The following is a 23,120-nucleotide window of genomic DNA, read 5'->3' on the forward strand; positions in this document are numbered from 1 at the left end:
AATAGATAGATAGGCTCGATTGGGCCTATTGTATTTTTTTTAGATTATTTAACTAATTAAGGAGAAATATTTAGAATTTAGGGGTATTTATAATGGAACCTGTTACTGAAACATTTGAGTCTCGTAAAAAACACGTGTGTGTAAAAGGAGAAGGATTATCTATTCCTGTATGTGATAAGGCCAGTCTTCCAGGTACAGTTACCCAGAGAACATGTGTTTACGGTGGAGCAAGAATTGTTTTAATGCCAATTACAGATTCAATTCACCTGGTACACGGTCCGATAGGATGTGCTGCATGTACATGGGATATAAGAGGAAGTAAAACTTCAAGGGAAGATATATACAAAAAAGGATGTTCTACAAACTTACAGGAAAAAGATATCATCTTCGGCGGAGAAAAAAAGTTATATGAAACCATAATAGAACTTAATAAATTATACAAGCCTGGAGCAGTATTTGTATATGCTACATGTGTTGCAGGTATAATTGGAGATGATATTAAAGCAGTATGCAAAAAAGCGGAAGAAATAACTGGATGTAGAGTTATACCAGTTCAATCTGAAGGTTTTCAAAACCACAATAAGACTAAAGGGCATTGGATAGGTGGCGACGCATTACTGGACTATGTAATTGGAACAAAAGAACCTGAAGAAACTACTCCCTTTGATATCAATATAGTGGGTGAATTCAATGTTGCAGGGGATCTCTGGGGAATTAAACCCTTACTTGAAGAAATGGGTGTCAATATAATCAGTACATTAACAGGAGATTCCCATGTGGATGAAATAGCTCAGGCACACCGGGCTAAGCTTAATATAGTGCAGTGCCAGAAATCTTCAAATTACGTTGCCAAAAAAATGGAAAAAAAATATGGAATACCATTTATAAAAGTCAATTTCTTTGGTCTTGAACAAACTGTAGCCTCTTTAAGGGATGTCGCTGATTTCTTTGGAGATGAAGAAATGATAGAGCGGACCGAAAGAATAATCGAATCAGGACTCAAAGAGGTATCTCATAAAATTGAAGAGTATAAGAAAAGATTAACTGGAAAAACTGTTGCTCTCTATGTTGGAGGTAACAAAGCATGGTCTCTTGTAAGGCCTTTTGAAGAATTAGGTATGGATGTAATGATGTCTGGAACAAAAAATGGAATTAGAGAAGATTATGAAATGATCAAGGAAGCTGTAAGAGACGGTACCATAATTGTAGATGATGCAAATTCAGCAGAATTAACCAGACTTCTTAAAGAACACAGGCCAAATCTATTAATATCTGGTGCTAAAGAGAAATACATCTCATTAAAGCTCGGAATCCCATTTTGTGACTTTAACCATGACAGAATAACTGCATTTGCAGGATTTAGGGGATTTGTAAGCTTTGCAAAAGAAGTGGACGCTTCAGTTTCAAGTCCAGTGTTTGAACTAACCTCCAAAAGTTTGAGAGGTGACTAAAATGCATCACGATAAAAAATTTGCTGTAGTAAATCCCTCCAAAATGTGCCAGCCAATGGGAGCCATACAAGCCCTTTTAGGGATTAAAGACTCCATGCCTCTTATTCACGGCTCCCAGGGCTGCAGTACATATATAAGGTTTCAACTCACCCGGCACTTTAGAGAACCTATAGAAGTTGCATCAACTTCCATGAGTGAAAAAACTGTAATCTATGGTGGCGAATTCAATCTAATGAAAGCTTTAAAAAATATCACCGAAAAACAGTCTCCAAGCATGATAGCAGTTACATCAAGCTGTTTAACAGAAACCATTGGGGACGATATGGTGGGAATTATAGAGAAATTTGAAGATGCAAACCTGGACAAAGAACTGCCTGTGATCATCCCTATTTCAACTCCAAGTTATGTTGAATCCCATGTTGAGGGGTACAACCGTACTGTAAAAGCACTTGTTGAGCATTTAGCTACTCCAACAGTCAAAAATGGAAAAATCAACATAATTACAGGCAACATATCACCTGCAGATGTAAAAGAAGTTAAAAATATCTTAAAAGAGATGGACTGCGAAAGCATCATTTTAACAGACACCTCAGAAAACCTTGACGCACCACTTACTGAAGATGCTCTATCTTTATATAATGGAGGAACCACCATCGAGGAAATTGAAGATACGGCTAATTCATTAGGTACAATCTCTTTATCCAAACATGTGGATTCTGCAGGGGTATTCCTTGAGAATAAATTTGGGGTTAAATCTATATCTGGACCTATTCCCATAGGCCTTGAAAATACAGACAGTTTTGTAAAATATGTATCTGAACTTGGGGATTTAGAAATTCCTGAATCAATAGAAAAAGACCGAGGTAGACTTATAGACACAATGGTAGATGCCCATTCATACAACTATCACCGAAAAGTGGCTATATTTGGAGATCCTGACTTTGTATCTGGATTGACACGTTTCACCTGCGAAATGGGTATGATCCCAACTGTTGTATGTACTGGTACCAAAAGTAAAAGGTTTATTGAAGACATCAATAATATTTCGGAGGAAAAAGGAGTTTCGCCTACTATTTTAGCAGGTGGAGACCTTTATGATATGCACAGAGAAATTAAAGAATCTGGAGCAGATATTTTAATTGGAAATGCTTATGGGGCGAGTATAGCCCAGGAAGAAAACATCCCTCTATTTAGAGTAGGTTTCCCAGTATTTGATAGATTAGGAGCACAGAGAATATCTGTACTGGGGTATAATGGAGGTATTGACTTCGTTGACAAATTAACAAATACAATACTTGATTTCTACTATGATGAAGCTGGATATGAAATAGAAGAGCCAGAAGAAGTGGTGGAAGAATTTGCCAGGGAGGAGATTTAAGTGAAGATAGCAGTAGCATCAACAGATGGTAAGCTAGTAGATCTGCACTTTGGGGATGCAGATAGATTTTTAATATATGAAATTGAGGATGGAGAAGGTAAATTCCATGAAATAAGAGAAAAAACAGCTATGCCTTTAAATAATCATCAGGAACGTTGGGTAGCATCAATAGATCTTATAAATGATTGCAAAGCAGTTCTCTGCAATAAAATTGGAAATGAACCTACGATTGAACTTAGAAAATTAGGAATAAAACCAATACAGCTTGACTGTGAAGTTAAAGATGCTGTTAGTGAGTGTTCAAAACATCTATTGAGTTAATTGGTTCTTTATGCCAGAGATATGGTAATTTACCTGATCTAAATTTAGTAGGTGGGATTAATGTTGATAACAGTTAACATATCACTGGATTATGGGAGATGTGAAGGATCAGGATGTGGGGCATGTGTGTGTATATGTCCTACCAATGTTTTTACCCTTAAAGCGGGTTGTGTGTCAATAAAATCACCAGAATATTGTAAATTATGCGGTAATTGTTTAGAAATTTGCCCTTATGGGGCTATAGAAATAGAAGAAATAGATGGAACTTTTTAAGTATATGGGGAGATATAAATGGCTAATGTAAAAATTGATTTTGGAAAATGTGATGGCATAGACTGTGGAGAATGTGCAGATGTCTGCTCAATGGAAATTCTCAAACTTGAAGGGAACAAAATAATAATTGTGAACCCTGGAGAATGCAGTTTATGCGAAACATGCACAGATGTTTGTCCTAATGGAGCTATTGAACTGGAAGAATAATCCAGATATAGCTACAAAAAGGATAAATAAATTATTTACTTTTTTTATCGCTCAAAATCCTCGAAAATCAAAGATTTTCGGGAGCCTCCGAAAACTTGTTTTCGGGGCCGAAGAAACGTAGTTTCTTCCGGTTAGAAAATGCAACGCATTTTCTAAAAATTCAAGAATTTTTGGTGTTTACAAATCGAAGATTTGTAACCGTGAAAATTGAAAATTTTCACATGCCCCAAACACCATTGGTGTTTGAGGGTTAGGAAAATTTTTTAGTATATTTGGATAATATAACGATAATACCAGTTAATTTTATTAAAATTTAATATTCATAAGGTGATACTTCTTGAAAACAGTTGTTACAGCGTGTACTCGGGATTGTACTGGTGCATGCAGCATCATAGCAAGTGCAGAAGACGGTAAAGTTACTAAATTACGTGGAAATAAGGAACATGATGTAACTGCAGGGTTTTTATGTAAAAACACCTCCCGATATTTAAAGACTTATTTTTACAGCCCTAACAGAGTTATTCACCCTCTTTTAAAAGAGAATGGGGAGTGGAAAAAAATAAGCTGGGATGAAGCGCTTGATATTGCAGCTTCAAAGATATCTAAAGTTGTTGAAGAATATGGAAGTTCGGCAATCCTGTACTATCAAGGGTTCGGTGCCCGTACAGCTCTACAAGCTATGAACAGGCGATTTTTTAATCTACTTGGGGGAGTAACAACTACTTACGGCACAGTATGTGGTGGAATTGGTCATTCTGCAATGGAACTTGACTTTGGTACCAAAATATCCCACGATCCACTTGATCACCTCAACAGTAATTTAATAATTGTCTGGGGAAGGAACCCTGCGGCAACAGACGTGCATCTGTGGAGAATTTTAAGAAAAGCAAAAAGAAATGGAATAAAAATAGTAGTTATAGATCCTGTAAAAACAAAAACTGCAAAACAGGCAGACGAATTTATACAGCCTGCACCAGGTTCAGATTTATATCTTGCAATGTCACTTGCTAAAATCGTCTTAGAAACTGATAATGGGGACTATGATTTTATAGAAAATTATACCAAAAATTTTGATTCGTATAAAAAAATACTTGGCAAATATTCACTTGGATATTTATCTGATAAATGCGGTGTTGATTTAGACAAAATAAGAGAATTAGCACTTGAATATGCAAAGGGTAAACCTTCAAGCATCATTACAGGATGGGGGCTTCACAGATATGTACAGGGGCATCTTGCTTTCCGCATGATTGATGCTCTTGCTGCTGTAACTGGAAACATTGGGGTCTCTGGAGGGGGTGTAAGCCAGGGATTTGAGGAGTTTGAATACTTTGATTTTTCCTCTGTAGAACTAAATGAACTTGGAAAAAATCAGAGGAAGCTTCCAATGCCTAAAATCGGTGAAGCTATACTTGATACACACAATCCTCTTATAAAACTTATAGTTTTAGCCTCTGGAAACCCGGTTAATTTAAATCCAGATTCATTAAAGGTTAAAGAAGGTTTTGATAGTGCAGATTTTGTTATAATGATGGATCACTTTCTAAATGATACATCAGAAAGTGCAGATCTATTTCTGCCTACTACTACTTATTTGGAAGAAGAGGACCTAATTGGAAGCTATGGCCACAACTGGGTATCTCCAATAAATCAGGTAGTATCTCCACAAGGAGAATCAAAATCTGAATTTGAAATATTCCAACTTCTCGCGCAGAGATTGGGGATTTTTGATGAAATGTCAGGAAGTGCTAAGGATTGGCTCAAAAAACTGGCAGTACCTATATTGAATAAGGGTATAGATTTTGAAGATTTACAGAATGTTCCTCAAAGGATGATCAAAAAAACTGAAATACCATTTGGCGACAGAAAATTTAAAACAGAATCTGGACGATTTGAATTTATCGAAGAACTTTCTATCCGAGATACAGATATAGAAGAATTCCCATTAAAACTTCTTTCAACAATGGCAGAAGACTTTATAGGATCTGTAGTACCAGAAAGTGAACTGGTAGATGGATTCCTGGAAGTCCATGTCCATCCAGACATTTTAGGTGAAAAAAATATTACCGATGGGGATAAAGCACTGATTGAATCTCCTGTTGGAAGCCTCATTGTTAAAGTGAAAGAAGATGATGCGGTTAGAAAAGATTACATCCTTACATATAAAGGAGGATGGTTAAAATATAATAAATGCGTGAATGTTTTAACCCAGCCTATAATAAGTGAGATTGGGGATGGAACTCCTTACTATGATACGAGGGTAAGGATTAAAGGGATAAGTAATAGTTAGTAACGGGATTATCTGCTTCTAATGTTTTAAATCCGTAAAATAGTTTACAACTTCTTTTTTACTTTATTTTTATAACTTTTAGATATTCTGTATCATTATTATTTGAATATTCTTAATTTTTGATTAAATGTAACTTTATATATCTGTAAGTACTTACAAAACTTTAATTAAATGGACTTACTTAAAGAGGACTAAATATGGATAAAATTTTTGAAAAACGAATGGGATGGCGCCCTGATCTCCCTGATTTAAGGGATTATACATTTGAACATGACAATATAAAACCTATGCTGGAAAAGATAGGTATCGTTGAATCTGTAAAAAAGCTTCCAGCTACTACAGATTTAAGAGCATGGTGTTCTCAAGTAGAAGACCAGAAAAATCTAGGGTCATGTACTGCCAATGCAGGTATTGGACTTGTTGAATATTTTGAACGTAAAGCATTTGGTAAACATATGGATGCATCTAGACTTTTCCTTTACAAAACCACCCGAAGACTGATGGGCCTGAAAGGGGACAGTGGGGCAGACCTTAGATCAACTATGGGGGCACTGGTACTTTTCGGAGTTCCACCAGAAAGATACTGGCCTTACACAGACAAAAACCCTGATTTTGATAAGGAACCAGATACATTCTGTTATGCATGTGCTGAAAATTACCAGTCGATTCAATATGTAAAACTGGATCCTCCATCTACCCTTACAAATGATCTTTTAGATAGAATCAAAACAAATCTGGCAGCAGGATTACCTTCTATGTTTGGATTTACAGTATACAGCTCAATAGAACAGACTATGGATAACGCTGGAAAAATACCATTCCCTTGCGGCGGAGAACAAATTGAAGGAGGACATGCTATCGTAGCAGTGGGATACGATGATAAAATGAAAATTAAAAACAGCAACTGCACCAATTCCACTACTGGAGCTTTTATTATACGGAATTCATGGGGTACCAGCTGGGGTGAAAAAGGTTACGGCTGGCTGCCATATGATTATGTGCTAAAAGGAATTGCCACGGACTGGTGGACTCTTCTTAAAAATGAATGGGTTGATACTGGAGAGTTTGGACTTTAAAATAGTAATTTATACTTTTTTTTAATTTTTTAAAATAAAAAATAGTTAAAAAGTAGTTTATCTTTCTCTTTTTCCTTCAATAAACTCATTCACCATGTTATAAGCCTGTTCATCTATGAACTGTTCTGGCGGATGTTTCATGGTGTAAGCTGAGATTGATGTTAACTGACCGCCAACACCTCTTTGAAGGGCTAATTTACAGCAGCGGATTGCATCTATGACACATCCTGCAGAGTTTGGCGAGTCTTCAACGCTGAGCCTTAATTCTATGTTCATAGGTACATCTCCGAATGTTTTACCTTCCATTCTGAGGAAGCACAGCTTATTGTCCTTTTGGAATGGTACATAATCACTTGGACCAATATGAATATCCTGATCTGGAAGTCTTTCTGCAAGTACAGACTGCACAGCTTCTGTCTTTGATTCCTTTTTTGAATCAAGACGATCCCGGTTTAACATGTTCAAGAAATCGGTGTTTCCTCCAGTGTTTAACTGGTATGTGCGTTCTACTTTTACTCCTCTTTCGCGGAATAAGTTAGCTAAGGTTCTGTGTGTAATTGTAGCACCTATTTGTGCTTTAATATCGTCCCCTATTGCAGGAATTCCCTTTTCTTCGAATTTTTTAGACCATTCGGGATCACTTACAATGAAAACAGGCATACAGTTTATAAATGCAACTCCTGCATCAAGGGCACACTGTGCATAAAACCTTACGGCTTCTTCAGAGCCTACTGGAAGATAATTTACGAGCATTTCAGCTCCGCTTTCTTTTAAAACTTCTACAATATCAGATTGTTCTTCATCTGATACCACAAAGGTATAATCATCATCATAATTGCTCATGTGTGGAGCAACACCGTCTAAAACTTTGCCCATTGATACTTTAACTCCCGTTTCTGGAATTTCTGGGCAGAAAACATGGGTACAGTTTGGTTTTGCAAAAATAGCTTCGCTTACATCTTTACCTACTTTTCTTTGATCTATATCAAAAGCAGCTACTACTTCTATATCTGATGCAGTGTAATTCCCAATTAATGGATGCATTAAACCAATGGCATCTTCTGGATCCTTGTTTTTATAATAATGAATTCCCTGTATTAAAGAACTTGCACAATTACCAAGTCCCATTATTGCTATTTTTATCTTCTCCAACTATAACACCCTCTAAAATATATTGAACTGATGATATGTTTATTAATATCATTTAAAATTAATATCAAACTTTATTTTATTATTTTATCCTTATTTTAATTCTAATAAGTAGATTATCTTTAAAAAAAGATTAGCTTAATTATACTATTAAATGTTTCGATCGGCGGGTTACTGGTTATTAGAATTGATAACTATTTAAATTCAACTAAAAAGTCTAAATATTTAAAAAAATATTAATTTAATATTTTTCAGCATTTAATATTACTTTTGTAGTTAAAATAATTTAATTTGAAAAATTTGGGGTTGTGATGAAACAGGATGTATAATTTAACTAGATCCTTATTTAATGACTCCAAAACTCATAAGTCCTAGATAACCTGCTGCTGTAAGCCCTGTGCTCCATATGACAATGCCTATACTCATCCAGATTAATAATGGCCTCTTACGGGATCCTAAAGCGACTCCGAGTGCTGATCCAACTGGAGCACCGAAAAGTAATGGAGATATAAGTCCCAGTCCAACTACTCCATATTTATTCCATATTTTATAATATCTGCTGCCTTTTAAATCTTTATTTTCACCATAACGCCATTTTATAACCTTTTCTCTGATACTATCTCCAACAGCTGTAACTAGAAATGCAGCTACAATTGCCCCTAATGCTGATGCAGCTCCAATTATAACTGGATTAAGGTTGATGGCTAGTCCAAGAGGTATGGCTGCCCATAATTCCAAAATGCCTGCTCCAAAAACAAGTAATGTGCCTGTTATTACGTCCATTTTTGTAACCTTTTTAGATTATAATTTGAAGATATTACTCTAATTAATTTTGTATATAATTTTATAATTCCAAATACATTAAAACCTTTACCTGGAGTTGGTATGAGTGATTGATCAGTAGATTAATAAGTATGCCTGATTAAACTCAGTTTAATGAATACTAAAGGGGAAGTGCTGAATTGGAGAATAATCACAAAAACATTATAGCAGCGGGGATATTTCTAATTGCATTTATAATAACCTTTTTAGTGAGTGGAGATATCTTAAAATCATTAGTTTCAGGCATTTTGATTGCAATTATAACCGAAATAGTCATTAGTAAACATAAAGATGCTGAGGAAAATCACCACTTGCGGGCTGTTGAAACTAAAACAAAATCTGAACATGGTGAAAATAGTACAAAGATAATTAACTGGAAGGCCATACTTATTGGGCTAATTATTTCCCTAGTTTTATCAGTAATCCTTTTCTCCACACTTCCATCGGATGGTGCCACTGAACTATCTGAAGAAGCCTCTATATTACTTACTCTTTCAGTAATGGGATCTGTTTTCCTTGGAGGGGCAGTAACAGGTTATATGTCTGGTTCTGGTAAACGTGGCCTGGTTAATAGTGTAATTTTCGCTGTTATATTGGGGATATTAGTGATGCTTTTGGATCCTTTAATGATTATATTTGTTATTCTAGGACCAATAGGAGGAATAATTGGCGGCGCGGTTGGAAAAGTTCTGAAAAATAATTAATTTATAATAAATCTCATTTTCGCTGTTCAAGTTCGGTACCTCTTGTGCAGTAGAAATTGTATTTGATTCCAATTTCATATTCCTGTGCAAAGGGGCATGTTGGGCACATGCACCCTCTCTCTTTAGTTATGCAGGTTTCACTCTTTCCAGTTATGCAGAATAGTAATTCATCAACTTCTTTTGCACATTCATTGTAAGTTGGACAGATTGGACATATACAATCTGATTTCATCTGGTTCAGTGTGATACGTTTATTTTCCTTTGACATTTGATCTATTTCATTCATTTTTTCTTCGAACTTGTCCATTTCCTTCAACCTCTTTTGTTAAATCACTGCTATTGCCCAGTAAACAAATATCAACCATAGTATGACCAGTACTGCAGCACGAATTAAAGGTAATTTACCAAATTTCATTTTAGCTATTTTAGAACTGATGTACCAGCTTAGAATAATTAAGATTACCAGGAGAATACTGTTAATGATGCCTACTATATTCAGTGGGTCTTGGAACATGACATAAACCCATACAACGGCAGTTATAATTATTCCTAACCATATAACTGGCCTAATTGCACTGTTTACTTTTGCTGTTAGCTGTGTAATTTCTTCTGACTTTCGGGACATTATTAGCATTGCAAACAGGACCATTATAGATCCGAGGGTTAATATGATGCCTAAAAACTCGAAGAACAATGTAGTAACAGGTTTGCCGAATATTTGCTCTTTAAGAAGAGGTATTGTTATAATTGCCTTTAAAGATTCATCTGCTGGAAAAGATTCTATATATCCTACTGCCATTGAATATTTGCCTGTATTGCCCGCATTGAATACTTTAATGTAATATGTTCCAGCACTGACATTCTGGGTGAATTCAGGTCCTCGAAGGTAATAATCACCTCCAAATTCTTCAAACATAGGCATCCAGTCTGCTTTTTTCCCATCAAGTAATGCTATAGTTTTTCCAGATGAATCTGTTATCTGTGCTCTGACAAAATCACCACTTATGCCTGGGCTTTGAGGTACAAGAATATTCACATACAGTTTAAATGGTTTATTTGAAGTTATTTTATAGTAATCTGGCTGTCCATTTAAATTTCCATAAAAGGCCTGTGATATTTCTGGATTTTGAATAATAATGGGGTTGTTCATAGAGCTGTTTGTACCAGCTTCTAAACGAGGTTGATGTGCACTTACTGCACAAATAGACAAAAATAAAACAATTAGTATAATCAACGACTTTAATCCAAAATTTAAATATTTTTGGTTAGTCATGCTATATTTTATGTATTTTGTATTAAATAAAAATTTCTGATGGCGCTGTAGGTAGTTAATAGGACATATTCTAATTTTAAGGGGATCTATTTCTTCTGTTGTTTTCAAAAATTCTCCAAAATCTTTCAAATTTATCAAATATGTATGTTCGAGTGTTTATTACAGAGTAAGTCTTTAAAAAAGAATAGTCAATATTTTTTACCATAATTCATCTTTCTTTTGGGTTACTTTGATAACATTTGGTATAGATTTGGGTGTAAATCTGGAATAACTACTTAAATTTAGCTCCCCAACAAAAACGTGAATTACATAAACCTAATTTTAAAAATCGGAACAAAAAATAGGTTAAAATAATGCTCATGGATATTGAGATGGTATAAAAAATTATCTCACCATCTTTGAATCTCTCAACAACAAACGAATAAAGCGAGGTCGATACCTAACTTTTCAAAGTATCACTTTAAAGATGCTAGATTTTTTTTAACAATTACACATTTTGATCATGATACATTTTAAGTAGAAATTAACTTTACATCTGAAAAAAATCAAAAGAGGGCTTTTATTATGAATTGTATAGTTATAGGTGCAGGTAACGCAGGACGTCCTGTTGCAAGAATTTTAAACCACATAGGCAATAAGATAATGATCACAGACAGCAAAAATTTGAAAGAATTCCCGGAAAAAGTGCAAGAAACCCTCATAAAAATGGAAAAAGAGGGAGTGGAATTACAGCTTGGTCTGAACACCCCAGATTTCAGTGGTGTAGACTCAGTATATGTTTCACCTGTAATATCCAAGAAAGCCCATGTTATGGGAGAAATAACCCGTAAAATAGAAAACAATGAATTAAAGTTAATTAGTCACGAAGAGGTATCAGATATAATCAACGATCTGATTGATATAGACACTATAGGAATAACAGGGACCGTTGGCAAAACCAGCACCACCCATGCAATTTCTGAAATATTTAAAAACGCAGGGTACAAGGTTTGGATGTGTTCCTCCCGAATGGGTAATCTTTTAAGTGAAACAATAATCGACGGAATAATCAAGGGTCTTCCCCAGGAAAATGATATTGCAGTGCTTGAAATACCCCACGGAACTTTAGGTATAATGTTCAAGGTTCATCTTAATGTGGCTGTGCTTACAAATATTTATATTGACCACCTTGATGAATTTGGGAACTCCATGGAAAAATATGCAGATAGAAAGCGTATGATAAGCTGTTCGAGCGACTTAATGGTTGCTGGTGCACCCTGCAGGAATTATATTGGGGATTTAAAGGATACAGTGTTCTACTGTTTTAATGAACATGAATTTGATTCAGAGAGTGAAAATGTTAAAGGATCCAACTCAGATGATATTTCTAAAAAATCCGAAACTCCTGAACATGAAAATTCCAAATGCCACGTCTCAGGTTACTTTGAAAATGGCACATTAAGATTGAAATATAACCTAAAAGGAGTTCCCCATGTATCAGGCAATGGATCTGGTGAACTCAAAACCCCATTTAAACCCCTCGGATATTACCGTGAAAATTCAATAGGTGCAGCCACAGCTGCACTGTGTTATGGTTTAGATGAAAAATCCATTGAAGATGGTCTAAGCAAGTTCAATGGAGTTCCGGGACGCTTGGAATACGTTGGAAATTATAAAGGAAGAGATGTTTACCTTGATCCATCCCATGTGATTGAAGGATTTATAAAAACCCTCAGTCTTTTTCCAGACCGGAACCTCATTGTATTGGTAGAGAATTTTGACACTGCAAACTCCCGAGACAAGCAGAAACTCGGAGAAGTAGTTGCTAGATATGCAAATGTCATGATTTGTAGTGCATACAATGAAACAATGGACAGATTGGATATGCATGTTATTCAGGAGACTTTTAAAGGAGTTGAAGATCCAAATATACTGAAAATTGGAGTTGATTATCTAAAAACTGCAGGAGAACTTTCAATTAAATATTCAAAACCTGGTGATGTTATAATACATGTGGGTCCTGGTGCCATAACCAGGTATGATAGTACTAAGTTCAAGATGATGTCTGGAATAAAAGAAGGATGTAAAAAGTATGAATAAAACTGTAGAAAACATGAAAAATCAAAAACATAAAATCAGAGGGCGCTTTGTTAAATAAACAAAATGATGAAAAAGATGGGTTAAGCTCTCGAAGATCTGATAAGAGATATTTAATAATAAGAACCCGTAGTGTTTCTCCCAAATAGAGAAACTTGTCTCAATTGTGATAAAAGTTACATGATTTATTTTTTTCTTGTACTTTTTAAGTAAATCCGAAATGTTAAGATGAGCCATAAGATCCATTATTCTTTCTTCAAGGTTTTCAAATAATTCTGGAAGCATTTCTTAAATTTCTTTCGCATTTTTCTTGGTTTTTCGAACAGTTTCAGCATTAAATTTCTTTTCCAACTCTTTAAATCTCTTATCCATTTTAGATTGTGTGGAATTGAGTTGTGATTTTAGTTTTTTTTGTTTATTCATCCTTTTCCATGAGTTCTATTTCATGTTTTTTGCTTCTTTCTCTTAATTCATTTATTTTTTTTAATAATAAGTCATATTCGCGATTCATAAAGCTTTTTTGTTTTGTCTTTGACTTCTCTGCTTCTAATGAAATCTTTAAATGTGAGATCGTTAAGTTTATATGGAGTTTTCAACTTTCATTATTATAATTATAGAATATTATAGTTGTAGAATATAAAGTAACATATACGTGAAATTATGTCTAGAATATCAGATATTGAAACAGCAATACTTGGGCTACTTTATGAAAAACCACAGTATGGTTACCAGCTGGAGAAAACTATAGAGTCATGGGGAATGCGTAACTGGACTCAAATAGGTTTTTCATCCATTTATTACGTCTTAAAAAAGCTGGAGAAGAAGGAACTAGTAACATCCAGACTGGAAAAGGTAGAGGGTAAGCCTTCTCGTAAGGTTTTCACCATAACAGATCTAGGACGAGAAACTATGGAAGAAAAACTTAAGGATCTCCTTTCATGGAATAAAAAGTTGATTTCACCCTTTGATCTGGGTATAGCCTACCTAAATTATCTTGAACCACGGGAAATCATTGAATGCCTTGAAAACTACGTAAAATCCGCAGATGGACGGATTAAATTTTTGGAAAGCTCGGTTAAAATGCAGAAAGAATTAAAAGCCTCTTATCACGTCATTGCCCTTTTCAGCCGGCCGTTAACCATCCTTAAAACTGAAGTTAAATGGGTGGAACAATTCATTGAAGAAATTAAAAAAGAAGAAAATCTTTAAGCCAGGCAAAAATTATTAATTTTCGCGGTCCTTGAACATGAAATGTCCGGGGCACAAAAATCTAAGATTTTGAGGGAAAAAAAATGGAAATAGCAGAAAAAAAACTTGGAAAAAGACAGATTGTATACGTAACATATAAAGGGTCCTATGATGAGGTTCCAGTTCTCATGGGTGAGATTGTAGGATTTATAATGGCAAAAGGGTTGTCTATAATGGGTCCGCCATTTGGGGTATATTTTAACAGTCCTCAGGAAGTGCCAGTTGAGGAACTAATGTATGAAGTTGGAATGCCGTTTGCTGGAGAAGCAGATGAAGAAGGTCGGGTAAAAATCAAAATGATGCCTGAACAACTTGTCCTTTCAACTATTTATAAAGGTCCTTACAGCGGATGTGGAACTGCAATTGGTGCTCTGAATGAATACGCCTACAAGAATGGTTATAAAATTACAGGACCACCTATGGAAACCTATATTTCTGACCCTAATGAAACTCCAGAAAGTGAACTTTTAACTGAGATGTGCTTTCCGGTAATGAAAAAATAAATTGTTCAATTATTTTTTTTATAGGGAGATTTATAAAATGAATAAGAATTTTCTTGTAGCCCCTTGCGGAATGAACTGCAGCGTTTGCGTAGCCTATTTAAGAGAAAAGAATAAATGTCCAGGTTGCAGGCTATTTAACGCAAGTAAACCAGTTACTATCGCTAGATGTAAAATCAAAAACTGTGAAGTTATTCAAAAAGATAAAGCAGAGTTTTGTTTTGATTGTGGTGATTTCCCCTGTAGAAATTTAAATCATCTGGACAAAAGGTACCAAACTAAATACAATATGAGCATGGTTGAAAATTTGGAGTATATTAAAAATTGGGGCGTTGAGAAATTCTTAGAAAATGAAGATGTTAGATGGGCATGTTCTGAGTGTGGCGGCACCATTTGCGTTCATAAAGGTTACTGCTACAGCTGTGGAAAAATATATTGGAGAACAAAGAAAATGACAAAAATAGACTTAAAAAAAGAGAATAAAGAACTTTATAATCCATCAATAAAGGAACCTTCCCTTGTAGATGTTCCAAAAATGAAATTTTTGATGATAGATGGCGAAGGAGATCCAAATACCTCGCAGGAATATAAAGATGCAATGGAAGCACTATTTCCAGTATCTTACAAAGTTAAATTTATTTCTAAAAAAGAGAAATCACGGGATTATGTTGTAATGCCTCTTGAAGGGCTCTGGTGGGTTGACAACATGGATGACTTCAGTATAGAAGATAAAAGCAGCTGGAAATGGACTGCAATGATGAGGCAACCTGATTTTATAAGTAAAAGGATGATAAACGATGCAATTGAAGAAGTGGAAAAAAAGAAGAACCCTGCTGCATTATCTAAAATAAGATTTGAAAGCCTGCATGAGGGATTGTCAGCTCAAATAATGCATATTGGTCCATTTTCTGAAGAAGGTCCAACAGTGGAGAAGCTTCATGCATTCATTGAAGAAGAAGGCTACAAATTTGACGGAAGTAATCACAGTGAGAAACATCATGAGATATACATAAGTGACATGCGCAGAACAAAACCAGAAAGACTTAAAACTATCATAAGGCAACCTGTAAAATAAAAGAAGGGAATTAAATGAATAAAAATTTGAAAATAGTTTTATTTGGGTTTTTGGCATGGTTAATTCCATTTACAGTATCTTTTTTTATTTATCCTCTCAAAGCACCAATGTACTCCATCTTTGAATCCATTATGAGTGTATTAATAGCTGCTGCTGCAATGATATTATCTTATTTGTACTTTAAAGATATCAAAACAAATTTTGTGATGGAAGGTATAATAACAGGTATTGTGTGGTTTATAATCGCGATAGTAATAGATCTATTGATGTTCATGCCTGCAAGTCCTATGCATATGAATTTCACTGATTACATGATGACTGTAGGCGTTAAATACTTAATCATACCTGTTGTAACGATTGGTACGGGATATGTGGCTCAAAATAAGGCATAATGGGAGTTGATATCATGAATAAAAATGCAAAAATAATCAATTATGGACTCTTAGTGTGGTTAATACCTTCTTTAATTACAGTTATTTTAGGTTCTTTTATAGCTGCCATGAATATTTTTGAGATTGTGTCTGCATTGGCCATAGCTGTAACTGTGATAGTGTTTTCTTATTTTTATTTCAGGGGTATAACCAAGAATTTCATTAAAGAAGGTGTTTTAATTGGAATAATCTGGTTGATAATCAATATTGTTCTGGATATAATCTTGATTTTATTGGGAATTTCGCAATTAACATTGACTAACTATGCAATGTATGTTGCACCTTTGTATGTCATTATTCCTGCCATAACCAGTGGGTTAGGATTATACATGAATCAAAGAGTGAATGATGCAAATTAGGGGATTGAATAATGATAATCGATTCGCATGTACATCTGCACCCAACAGAAGAAGTTGGAAAGATGGTAGTAGAACATATTGGATTACCTTATTACAGCTATGGTACTCTGACGATTATGTAAAGGACATAAAAAGTGCAGGCATAGATATGGCTGTAATGGTGAGCTTTGCACCAGATAACCAGCTTAAAAACAATAATTTCTGGACAGTTGCAATAACCCGTCCTGGAAAAAATAAACCTGCCAAATATCCCATGTTAATTCCTTTTATATCGGTAAGCCCCACTATGAAAGGCCGTACAATGATTGAAGAACTTGAACATAAATACAAATGGGGAATGAAAGGTTTAAAATTTCATCCAGTGGCACAGGAATTTGCCCCTGACGATGAAAGAATGTGGCCGGTTTACGAGTGGATGACAAAGCATGATCTGCCTATTACTGCTCATTCTGGCTTCAATGTTGATGGTAAATCTATGTTCGGAGAATCAGAAAGATGGATCCCTGTTTTAGAATAATTCAGCGATCTTAAATTGATTTTAGCACATATGGGTGGCGGATCATGGGATCAAACTGTTGAAATAGCAGATAAATTTCCCCAGGTCATGTTTGACACTGCCATTGCGATTTCATATATAAACAGTCCAACTACGCTGGATGATGACGGAGCTGTAGATTTAATAAGGACTATATGGTCTGAAAGAATATTATTTGGCTCAGATTATCCATGGATAAATCCAAAAAAGGATATTGAAAGAATTAATGGTTTAAATATATCAGACAATGATAAAAAACTTATACTGGGCGAGAATGCAGAAAGATTGTTCAATTTGAAATAAGGTTGTGTAAATATGGTCAACTGGAAATCTTTTTTAAACGCAGATCCTGCAGAATGGCTTTTAGAGGAAAATAATCCTTCAGTTAGATATTTCACTCTTCGGGACATATTTGAAAGGCCAGAAAATGATCTTGAAGTTAGGGAAGCCAAAGCAGACATTATGAAAATTGGAACTGTGCCTAAAATTTTAGCTAAACAGGAAGATGGAGGCTACTGGGGTATTCCTGATAATTTCTATTTAAGAGGCAAATATAAGGGAACTTCATGGCAGTTGATAATCCTTGCTGAACTTGGTGCAGATAGTGCAGACGAAAGAATTAAAAATACCTGTGAATTCATGCTTAAAAATTCCCAGGATCCTGAAAGCGGAGCTTTTTCATATATAAGTGATAATAATGGTGTTGGTGATGCCGAAAGAATTTTACCATGTCTCACTGCTAATATGGTATGGAGTCTTATCCGATTAGGGTATATGGATGACGAAAGGGTTCAAAAAACACTTGAATGGCTCATAACTCATCAGCGGTTTGATGATGAACCAGTAGAACTCCCTGAAGGAGAGCATTATAAAATATGGAAAAAGTGTTGGGGAGAGCGTACCTGCCACAGTATCATTGTGAAGTCTCTTAAAGCATTCAGTGAAATTCCTGAAAATAAGAGAACACCAGAAATGGAAAATTGCATATCTAAATGTGCTGAGCATATGCTTAATCACAGCATTCATAAAAGGAGTCAACCTCCAGCTGAAGGCAGGTTTAAATGGTTGAAATTTGGTTTTCCATTGATGTGGAACATAGATGCCCTGGAAGTTTTAGGACTGCTTACTAAATTGGAGTATAAAGATGGAAGGATGCAGGAAGCCATGGATATAATGATTTCTAAACAAAATGGTGAAGGTAGATGGACACTGGAAAACACTTTCAACGGGCGCTTCCAGACAAGCATAGAACGGAAAGGAAGAGAAAGTAAATGGATCACTTTAAATGCTCTGAGAGTATTAAAGAGTTATTATAGGTAGCAGGTGGAATTTATGCAGTTTGAAGAAGTTATTACAGAATTGGAATCATTATCTAACCCTGAAGATGTGAAAGGAATGGCTAGGTTTGGAATAAAACATACCAAGACTTATGGAGTAAGAATGCCGGAATTACGTCGAATAGCTAAAACTGCAGGTAAAGATCATGATCTTGCAGAAAAATTGTGGGATGCAGGATATGGTGAAACGAAAATACTTGCAGGTTTAATTGAAGACCCAAAAATGGTTACAGAATCTCAAATGGAAAATTGGGTGGCTGGATTTGACTCATGGGATGTGTGCGACCAGTGTTGTATAAATTTATTCCGTAAAACTCCTTTTGCCTACAAAAAAGTGTTTGAATGGAGCACCAGAGAAGAAGAGTTTGTTAAAAGGGCTGCATTTGCCATGATTGCCGTTCTAGCAGTGCATGATAAAAAGGCAGATGATGAAAAATTTGAGGAATTCTTCCCTTTAATTATAAGAGAATCGGTAGACAACCGAAATTTCGTTAAAAAAGCTGTTAACTGGGCATTAAGGCAGATTGGAAAACGAAATCTTAATTTAAACAAAAGAACGGTTGAAATTGCAGAAGAAATTAGTACTATTGATTCAAAAAGTGCTAAATGGATAGCAGCTGACGCGATCAGGGAACTTACAAGTGAAAAAGTTCATGAAAGGCTTAAAAAGAAGTAATATGGGAAATATTTAAGGATTTTTAAGAGCAACAATTTGTTTCAGGTCTACTAATTTCCATACCATAGTTCTATCTTCTTCCAGGATCAACTGAATAGGTTCATCTGGAGAGTGGCCTATAACCGCCCTAACTTTATTTGAGAGGTTTCTATCTTTGATCATTTTTACAAACATTTCTTTAATCTTTTTTTTATCCTTTTCATCCTCTACTTCAACTATACTTCCTTGAAGATTTGCAAATTTATAGTCTGACATATCTTCGGAATATTTTTCTATCTCCACAGCTACATGGGGGTCCCGCTTAATTTCTCCAATTTTTTTACCATACCTTGTTGACAGGAAATAAAGGAATCCGCCGTCAAATATATACATAAATGGAGTAATATATGGATAATTTTCTCCTTTAAATGCAATTCGACCAATAAAATTTTGTTTAATTAACTCATCATATTCTTCTTTATTCATAGGTGGAATTTTTATCATGCTCATGGAAAACACCGTATTATAATTATAAATTCTATTATTAAAAAATTTTATGAACGTATGCGTTTTGCGGCTGATAAATTAAATGCCAATAAAAATAAGAATTTTAAATATTTTTAATATGTGTAAATCTGATTAATGGCGTAATATATTAAATTTTGCAAATTTTAACCAGGATTAAACGCATTTACTGCTTTAATAATGTTGTATGGATCATCTGAAATTACACTGCTCCCATATAATTCCATAGCACCAATATCTGAAGTTGGTTTAAAAATGCTGCCCCTATCTACAATTCTTATAATGTAGGGGAGAAATGTCTCGCCAAATGATGGACAAGAAATAGCTAAATTAAAACTGTTTACTCCTAATTGATCGATATAGCATCTAAGTACTCTATAGATGGCTTTTTTTACATCATCACTTGTTGATGGATTGTTTTTTGAGATAATTATGAACTCTTTTTCTTTAAGGGGAGTTAAACTTGCAAAACCAGTTACATCATTATCTAAAGCAAGTCCTAGTGCATTATGAACATTGTATATATCTTTAAAAAGATTCCTGCCGGTTAACTGCATGTAGCTTCTAAAATTTTTCCTTAAAAATTGTGTTTTAGCATAATGAACGTTTTTTGTGATTAAAACCTGGGCATGACCATGTATCTGCGAAGCACCGGCTTTTTGAAGACAGTTCCAGATAAAAAGTGGGGATGTGAACTGTTTATCGTGATTATTAACTTTTTTAAACCATTTAAACCCAGTTTCTATATAATCAGATAGTTCTTCCTGTGTGAAATCAAGGGGGTTATGTTTTTTAAAAAATACCATGCTGCTCCATGCGTCGTATTTGGCAATATTTGCTCCAGTAATGCAGTATTTACCATGGATTCTTCCAAATACATCTTCTGGAGTGTATTTTTCCGCCTGGCAAAAGTCGCAGTTTTCTTTAGATTTTTCAATGTATTCTTGAACTTTTTCATGTTCTTGACTTCTCTCTTGAGGTTTCATTCCTGGTCTGATTGCCCTTAGAGAATTGAACAGAGATCCTTCGCCTGTCCATTTGTTGTAGGTCTTAATCACTTCTTGGGTTTGTATTCGTTCAATGACTTCATTTTTGGACTCTATAATCTTTCCAGATTCATCTTTATTTCCAAAATAGGTATGAACTTTTTCCTTAAATGAGGGCGGTATCTTCAAGTTTCCTGCGGCGCTTGATACGTGAAAAATATTATTAAACAGTCTAAATGAGTCTTCATCTTCTTTTTTTAACTTATTTGCTCTTTCTTCAAGATCTAAAATGGAACTCATATTATAACCTCATTTAACGATGGGATATCCCGCTGCTTTCCAGGCACGTATGCTGCCTAGAACATTAGCAACTTTTTTATATCCATTATTTTTCAATATACTCGCCGCTATGCTGGCTCTATTTCCAGTATCGCAGTATACAACAATATATTTATCTTTAGGGATTTCATTAAGGTAGTACTGCAGGTCTCCGACGTAGATATGGTAGGCACCCTCAATGTACCCTTCTTCCCATTCTCCAAACTCTCTCACATCAAGAATGAATATTGAATCATCATTTTGGCGCTCTTTCAATTCATGTACAGACCAGATATCAACTGTTTTTATTTTTTCTCCCTCTGTATACCAGCTGGTAAAGCCACCAGCCAAGTATCCAAATACATTATCGTATCCGAGCCTTATGAGGTATCTCATAATTTGATCGATGTACTCATTATTCTCGTCGATTATGGTAATTGGATCTTCATAATTAAGCATCCATCCTGCAAAATAGGTCAGGCCGTATTTCCAAATATTTAATGTACCTGGAATATGCCCGCCTGCATAACTTGCAGCCATTCTAACATCCACAACCTGGGTATCTTTCAGGTGTTTTTTAAATTCATTTAGGCTTAATGGATGGGGATATGGGAGTCTGCAGAGGATAGGAGCCCCATTTTTATTATATTCGACCATTTTATCAAAATAAGGCGCTTTAACCATTTTTTCATTTAATTTAAACTTAATAAACTCTTCTTTATTCATCTGAAGGGTATGATTGGTTTTCTTTTCATACCCTATTGTTGTAAATTCACTTTCACGGATATCTGCCCCGCATACAGAACCGGATCCATGTGCGGGATAAACGAGAACATGGTTGCCTAAAGGGAGGATCTTTTGATGGATGCTGTCATAAAGCTTTCCTGCCATTTCATGCACTTTTTCCTCGCCGTAAAGGTCAGTTCTTCCCACTTCACCTGCAAAAAGGGCATCACCAGTAAAAATCATATATACCTCATCAGATACTTCTTTATCTGTGATCACTATTGATATGCTCTCATTGGTGTGTCCTGGTGTTTCAAGAATTTCTAATTCAACAGAACCTATATTAAACTTTTCCCCTTCGCTTACAGGATTTCCATAGGCAAAATTTAGATTTTTGCCATGATAAATTCCTGCATTTACTCTTTTTGAAAGCTCAAGTGAACCAATTACATAATCTTCATTACAGTGAGTTTCAAATATATGAGTTATTTCCATATCATGTTTTTTTGAATAGTCTACATATGAATCACAGTCTCTCCTGGGATCTATAACTGCAGCTTCTCCTTTTGATCCTATAAAATAGGATTTATGTGCTATTCCTTCACTTTTGATTATTTCAAATATCATATTCTCATCTGACCTATTTTTCAATATATGGCGTCCAATAATTTAGAGCTAATTTAACCAGTTCGGCTATAATGCAGTTTAATTTGCATCATTTTCAATGGATTCATGTATTTTATGTGTGATTGTATTATATTTTTATAATAAAAAATATATATAATTTATGCAGTTGTTTTACAGATATTAACTCTGAAAATGAGAAAAACGAATTAATTAGTTATTTATGTGGTTAAAATTAAATTAAATGCTTTAATTAGCATTTAATTTAAAAATGAACACATTTTTATATTTTATTGATTTAACATTTTCTATTTTTTAAATAAAATAGTTGAAATTCGGCTTATTAGAGTTAGTACTGAAGCGGTTAAAAATGCAAAACCTGTTAAAAAGAATATAAATGTCACAAAGATTGTAATTATATCCAGGATTCCTAAATTTTCACCTAAACCTTTAATAAAAATTAGCAGTCCTGCAGCCAGGAAAATAGTTAATATTATTTTAGAGTCATTATTCATCTGTAGTATATATGTATTATGAAATTATTAAATATTATTACATGGCTTTATTATTTTAAATATATTTACTATGTTAAGATACGGTCTCTAAATTCCTGTTGGTAATTTTTCAAAAAAGAATAAATTAATTTAATGATAATATTTGCATATTTTGATTTTTACACTTCAATAAGGTTTTTATTTCCTTTTATTTAAGTAGTCCACTGAAATACGACTTAAAAATATATATCTTTTCAAAAACAAATTAAATAGTGTATATAATCTGT

Annotated in this window: 23 protein-coding genes and 1 pseudogene; 17 read left to right on the top strand and 7 right to left on the bottom strand. The window is 34.6% G+C overall.

The features are described 5' to 3' along the window. Positions 1–92: 92 nt before the first annotated feature. The 7 genes from nifE (at position 93) to AAGU07_RS12000 (ending at position 6,996) form a co-directional block, all read left to right on the top strand. Positions 93–1,451, top strand: coding sequence for a nitrogenase iron-molybdenum cofactor biosynthesis protein NifE (nifE, locus tag AAGU07_RS11970; RefSeq protein WP_342459293.1), 1,359 nt, complete (start codon positions 93–95; stop codon positions 1,449–1,451). Between the two features lies 1 nt (position 1,452). After that, the gene (gene nifN, locus AAGU07_RS11975) at positions 1,453–2,829 is read left to right on the top strand and encodes a nitrogenase iron-molybdenum cofactor biosynthesis protein NifN (RefSeq protein WP_342459294.1); all 1,377 of its coding nucleotides are present in this window, start codon (positions 1,453–1,455) and stop codon (positions 2,827–2,829) included. Next, a complete protein-coding gene (locus AAGU07_RS11980; protein WP_048082149.1) occupies positions 2,830–3,150 on the top strand; it encodes a NifB/NifX family molybdenum-iron cluster-binding protein in 321 nt (106 codons plus the stop codon). Between the two features lie 60 nt (positions 3,151–3,210). Beyond that, a complete protein-coding gene (locus tag AAGU07_RS11985) occupies positions 3,211–3,423 on the top strand; it encodes a 4Fe-4S binding protein (protein ID WP_342459295.1) in 213 nt (70 codons plus the stop codon). 18 nt (positions 3,424–3,441) lie between these two features. Then, a complete protein-coding gene (locus AAGU07_RS11990; protein WP_342459296.1) occupies positions 3,442–3,630 on the top strand; it encodes a 4Fe-4S binding protein in 189 nt (62 codons plus the stop codon). A 337-nt stretch (positions 3,631–3,967) separates the two neighbouring features. After that, a complete protein-coding gene (locus AAGU07_RS11995; protein ID WP_342459297.1) occupies positions 3,968–5,920 on the top strand; it encodes a molybdopterin-dependent oxidoreductase in 1,953 nt (650 codons plus the stop codon). Between the two features lie 197 nt (positions 5,921–6,117). Continuing rightward, positions 6,118–6,996, top strand: a complete 879-nt coding sequence (locus AAGU07_RS12000; protein ID WP_342459298.1) for a C1 family peptidase — start codon at positions 6,118–6,120, stop codon at positions 6,994–6,996. 57 nt (positions 6,997–7,053) lie between these two features. Here the strand turns inward: AAGU07_RS12000 and AAGU07_RS12005 are convergent, their stop codons facing one another. Then, positions 7,054–8,148, bottom strand: a complete 1,095-nt coding sequence (locus AAGU07_RS12005) for an inositol-3-phosphate synthase (RefSeq protein ID WP_342459299.1) — start codon at positions 8,146–8,148, stop codon at positions 7,054–7,056. Positions 8,149–8,487: 339 nt separating this feature from the next. Then, positions 8,488–8,928 carry a small multi-drug export protein gene (locus tag AAGU07_RS12010; protein WP_342459300.1) on the bottom strand — a complete coding sequence of 147 codons (441 nt, stop codon included), beginning with the start codon at positions 8,926–8,928 and terminating at the stop codon, positions 8,488–8,490. A gap of 179 nt (positions 8,929–9,107) precedes the next feature. Between AAGU07_RS12010 and AAGU07_RS12015 the strand changes: the two genes are divergently transcribed. Further along, a complete protein-coding gene (locus tag AAGU07_RS12015) occupies positions 9,108–9,671 on the top strand; it encodes a hypothetical protein (RefSeq protein WP_342459301.1) in 564 nt (187 codons plus the stop codon). Positions 9,672–9,684: 13 nt separating this feature from the next. Here the strand turns inward: AAGU07_RS12015 and AAGU07_RS12020 are convergent, their stop codons facing one another. Together AAGU07_RS12020 and AAGU07_RS12025 are read right to left on the bottom strand one after the other, a co-directional pair. Beyond that, a complete protein-coding gene (locus AAGU07_RS12020; RefSeq protein WP_342459302.1) occupies positions 9,685–9,978 on the bottom strand; it encodes a DUF2769 domain-containing protein in 294 nt (97 codons plus the stop codon). 18 nt (positions 9,979–9,996) lie between these two features. Further along, positions 9,997–11,052, bottom strand: a complete 1,056-nt coding sequence (locus AAGU07_RS12025; RefSeq protein ID WP_342459303.1) for a hypothetical protein — start codon at positions 11,050–11,052, stop codon at positions 9,997–9,999. A 456-nt stretch (positions 11,053–11,508) separates the two neighbouring features. Here AAGU07_RS12025 and AAGU07_RS12030 point away from each other — a divergent pair, with 456 nt between their 5' ends. The 9 genes and pseudogenes from AAGU07_RS12030 to AAGU07_RS12070 all read left to right on the top strand — a co-directional run bounded on the left by AAGU07_RS12030 (position 11,509) and on the right by AAGU07_RS12070 (position 19,181). Further along, on the top strand, positions 11,509–13,023 hold the full coding sequence (locus tag AAGU07_RS12030) for a Mur ligase family protein (protein WP_342459304.1): 1,515 nt from the start codon (positions 11,509–11,511) through the stop codon (positions 13,021–13,023). A 657-nt stretch (positions 13,024–13,680) separates the two neighbouring features. After that, positions 13,681–14,229: a PadR family transcriptional regulator gene (locus AAGU07_RS12035; protein ID WP_342459305.1), complete on the top strand. Its 549-nt coding sequence runs from the start codon at positions 13,681–13,683 to the stop codon at positions 14,227–14,229. Between the two features lie 83 nt (positions 14,230–14,312). Continuing rightward, positions 14,313–14,771: a GyrI-like domain-containing protein gene (locus tag AAGU07_RS12040; protein WP_342459306.1), complete on the top strand. Its 459-nt coding sequence runs from the start codon at positions 14,313–14,315 to the stop codon at positions 14,769–14,771. Positions 14,772–14,808: 37 nt separating this feature from the next. Beyond that, positions 14,809–15,843 (top strand): GyrI-like domain-containing protein, encoded by a 1,035-nt coding sequence (locus AAGU07_RS12045; protein WP_342459307.1) that lies wholly within the window; start codon positions 14,809–14,811, stop codon positions 15,841–15,843. 14 nt (positions 15,844–15,857) lie between these two features. After that, on the top strand, positions 15,858–16,235 hold the full coding sequence (locus tag AAGU07_RS12050) for a hypothetical protein (RefSeq protein ID WP_342459308.1): 378 nt from the start codon (positions 15,858–15,860) through the stop codon (positions 16,233–16,235). Between the two features lie 14 nt (positions 16,236–16,249). Then, the gene (locus AAGU07_RS12055) at positions 16,250–16,633 is read left to right on the top strand and encodes a hypothetical protein (protein WP_342459309.1); all 384 of its coding nucleotides are present in this window, start codon (positions 16,250–16,252) and stop codon (positions 16,631–16,633) included. 157 nt (positions 16,634–16,790) lie between these two features. Beyond that, positions 16,791–17,471: pseudogene (locus AAGU07_RS12060) on the top strand (amidohydrolase family protein). Between the two features lie 12 nt (positions 17,472–17,483). Next, a complete protein-coding gene (locus AAGU07_RS12065) occupies positions 17,484–18,488 on the top strand; it encodes a nitrogen fixation protein NifH (protein ID WP_342459310.1) in 1,005 nt (334 codons plus the stop codon). A gap of 12 nt (positions 18,489–18,500) precedes the next feature. Further along, positions 18,501–19,181, top strand: a complete 681-nt coding sequence (locus AAGU07_RS12070) for a DNA alkylation repair protein (protein ID WP_342459311.1) — start codon at positions 18,501–18,503, stop codon at positions 19,179–19,181. Positions 19,182–19,193: 12 nt separating this feature from the next. Here the strand turns inward: AAGU07_RS12070 and AAGU07_RS12075 are convergent, their stop codons facing one another. The 3 genes from AAGU07_RS12075 to AAGU07_RS12085 all read right to left on the bottom strand — a co-directional run bounded on the left by AAGU07_RS12075 (position 19,194) and on the right by AAGU07_RS12085 (position 22,342). After that, on the bottom strand, positions 19,194–19,670 hold the full coding sequence (locus tag AAGU07_RS12075) for a pyridoxamine 5'-phosphate oxidase family protein (protein ID WP_342459312.1): 477 nt from the start codon (positions 19,668–19,670) through the stop codon (positions 19,194–19,196). A 161-nt stretch (positions 19,671–19,831) separates the two neighbouring features. Continuing rightward, positions 19,832–20,971, bottom strand: a complete 1,140-nt coding sequence (locus tag AAGU07_RS12080) for a hypothetical protein (protein WP_342459313.1) — start codon at positions 20,969–20,971, stop codon at positions 19,832–19,834. Between the two features lie 9 nt (positions 20,972–20,980). Further along, positions 20,981–22,342, bottom strand: coding sequence for a rhodanese-like domain-containing protein (locus AAGU07_RS12085; RefSeq protein WP_342459314.1), 1,362 nt, complete (start codon positions 22,340–22,342; stop codon positions 20,981–20,983). Between the last annotated feature and the right edge of the window lie 778 nt (positions 22,343–23,120).

Source organism: Methanobacterium sp., from assembly GCF_038562635.1.
Lineage (GTDB): Archaea > Methanobacteriota > Methanobacteria > Methanobacteriales > Methanobacteriaceae > Methanobacterium_D.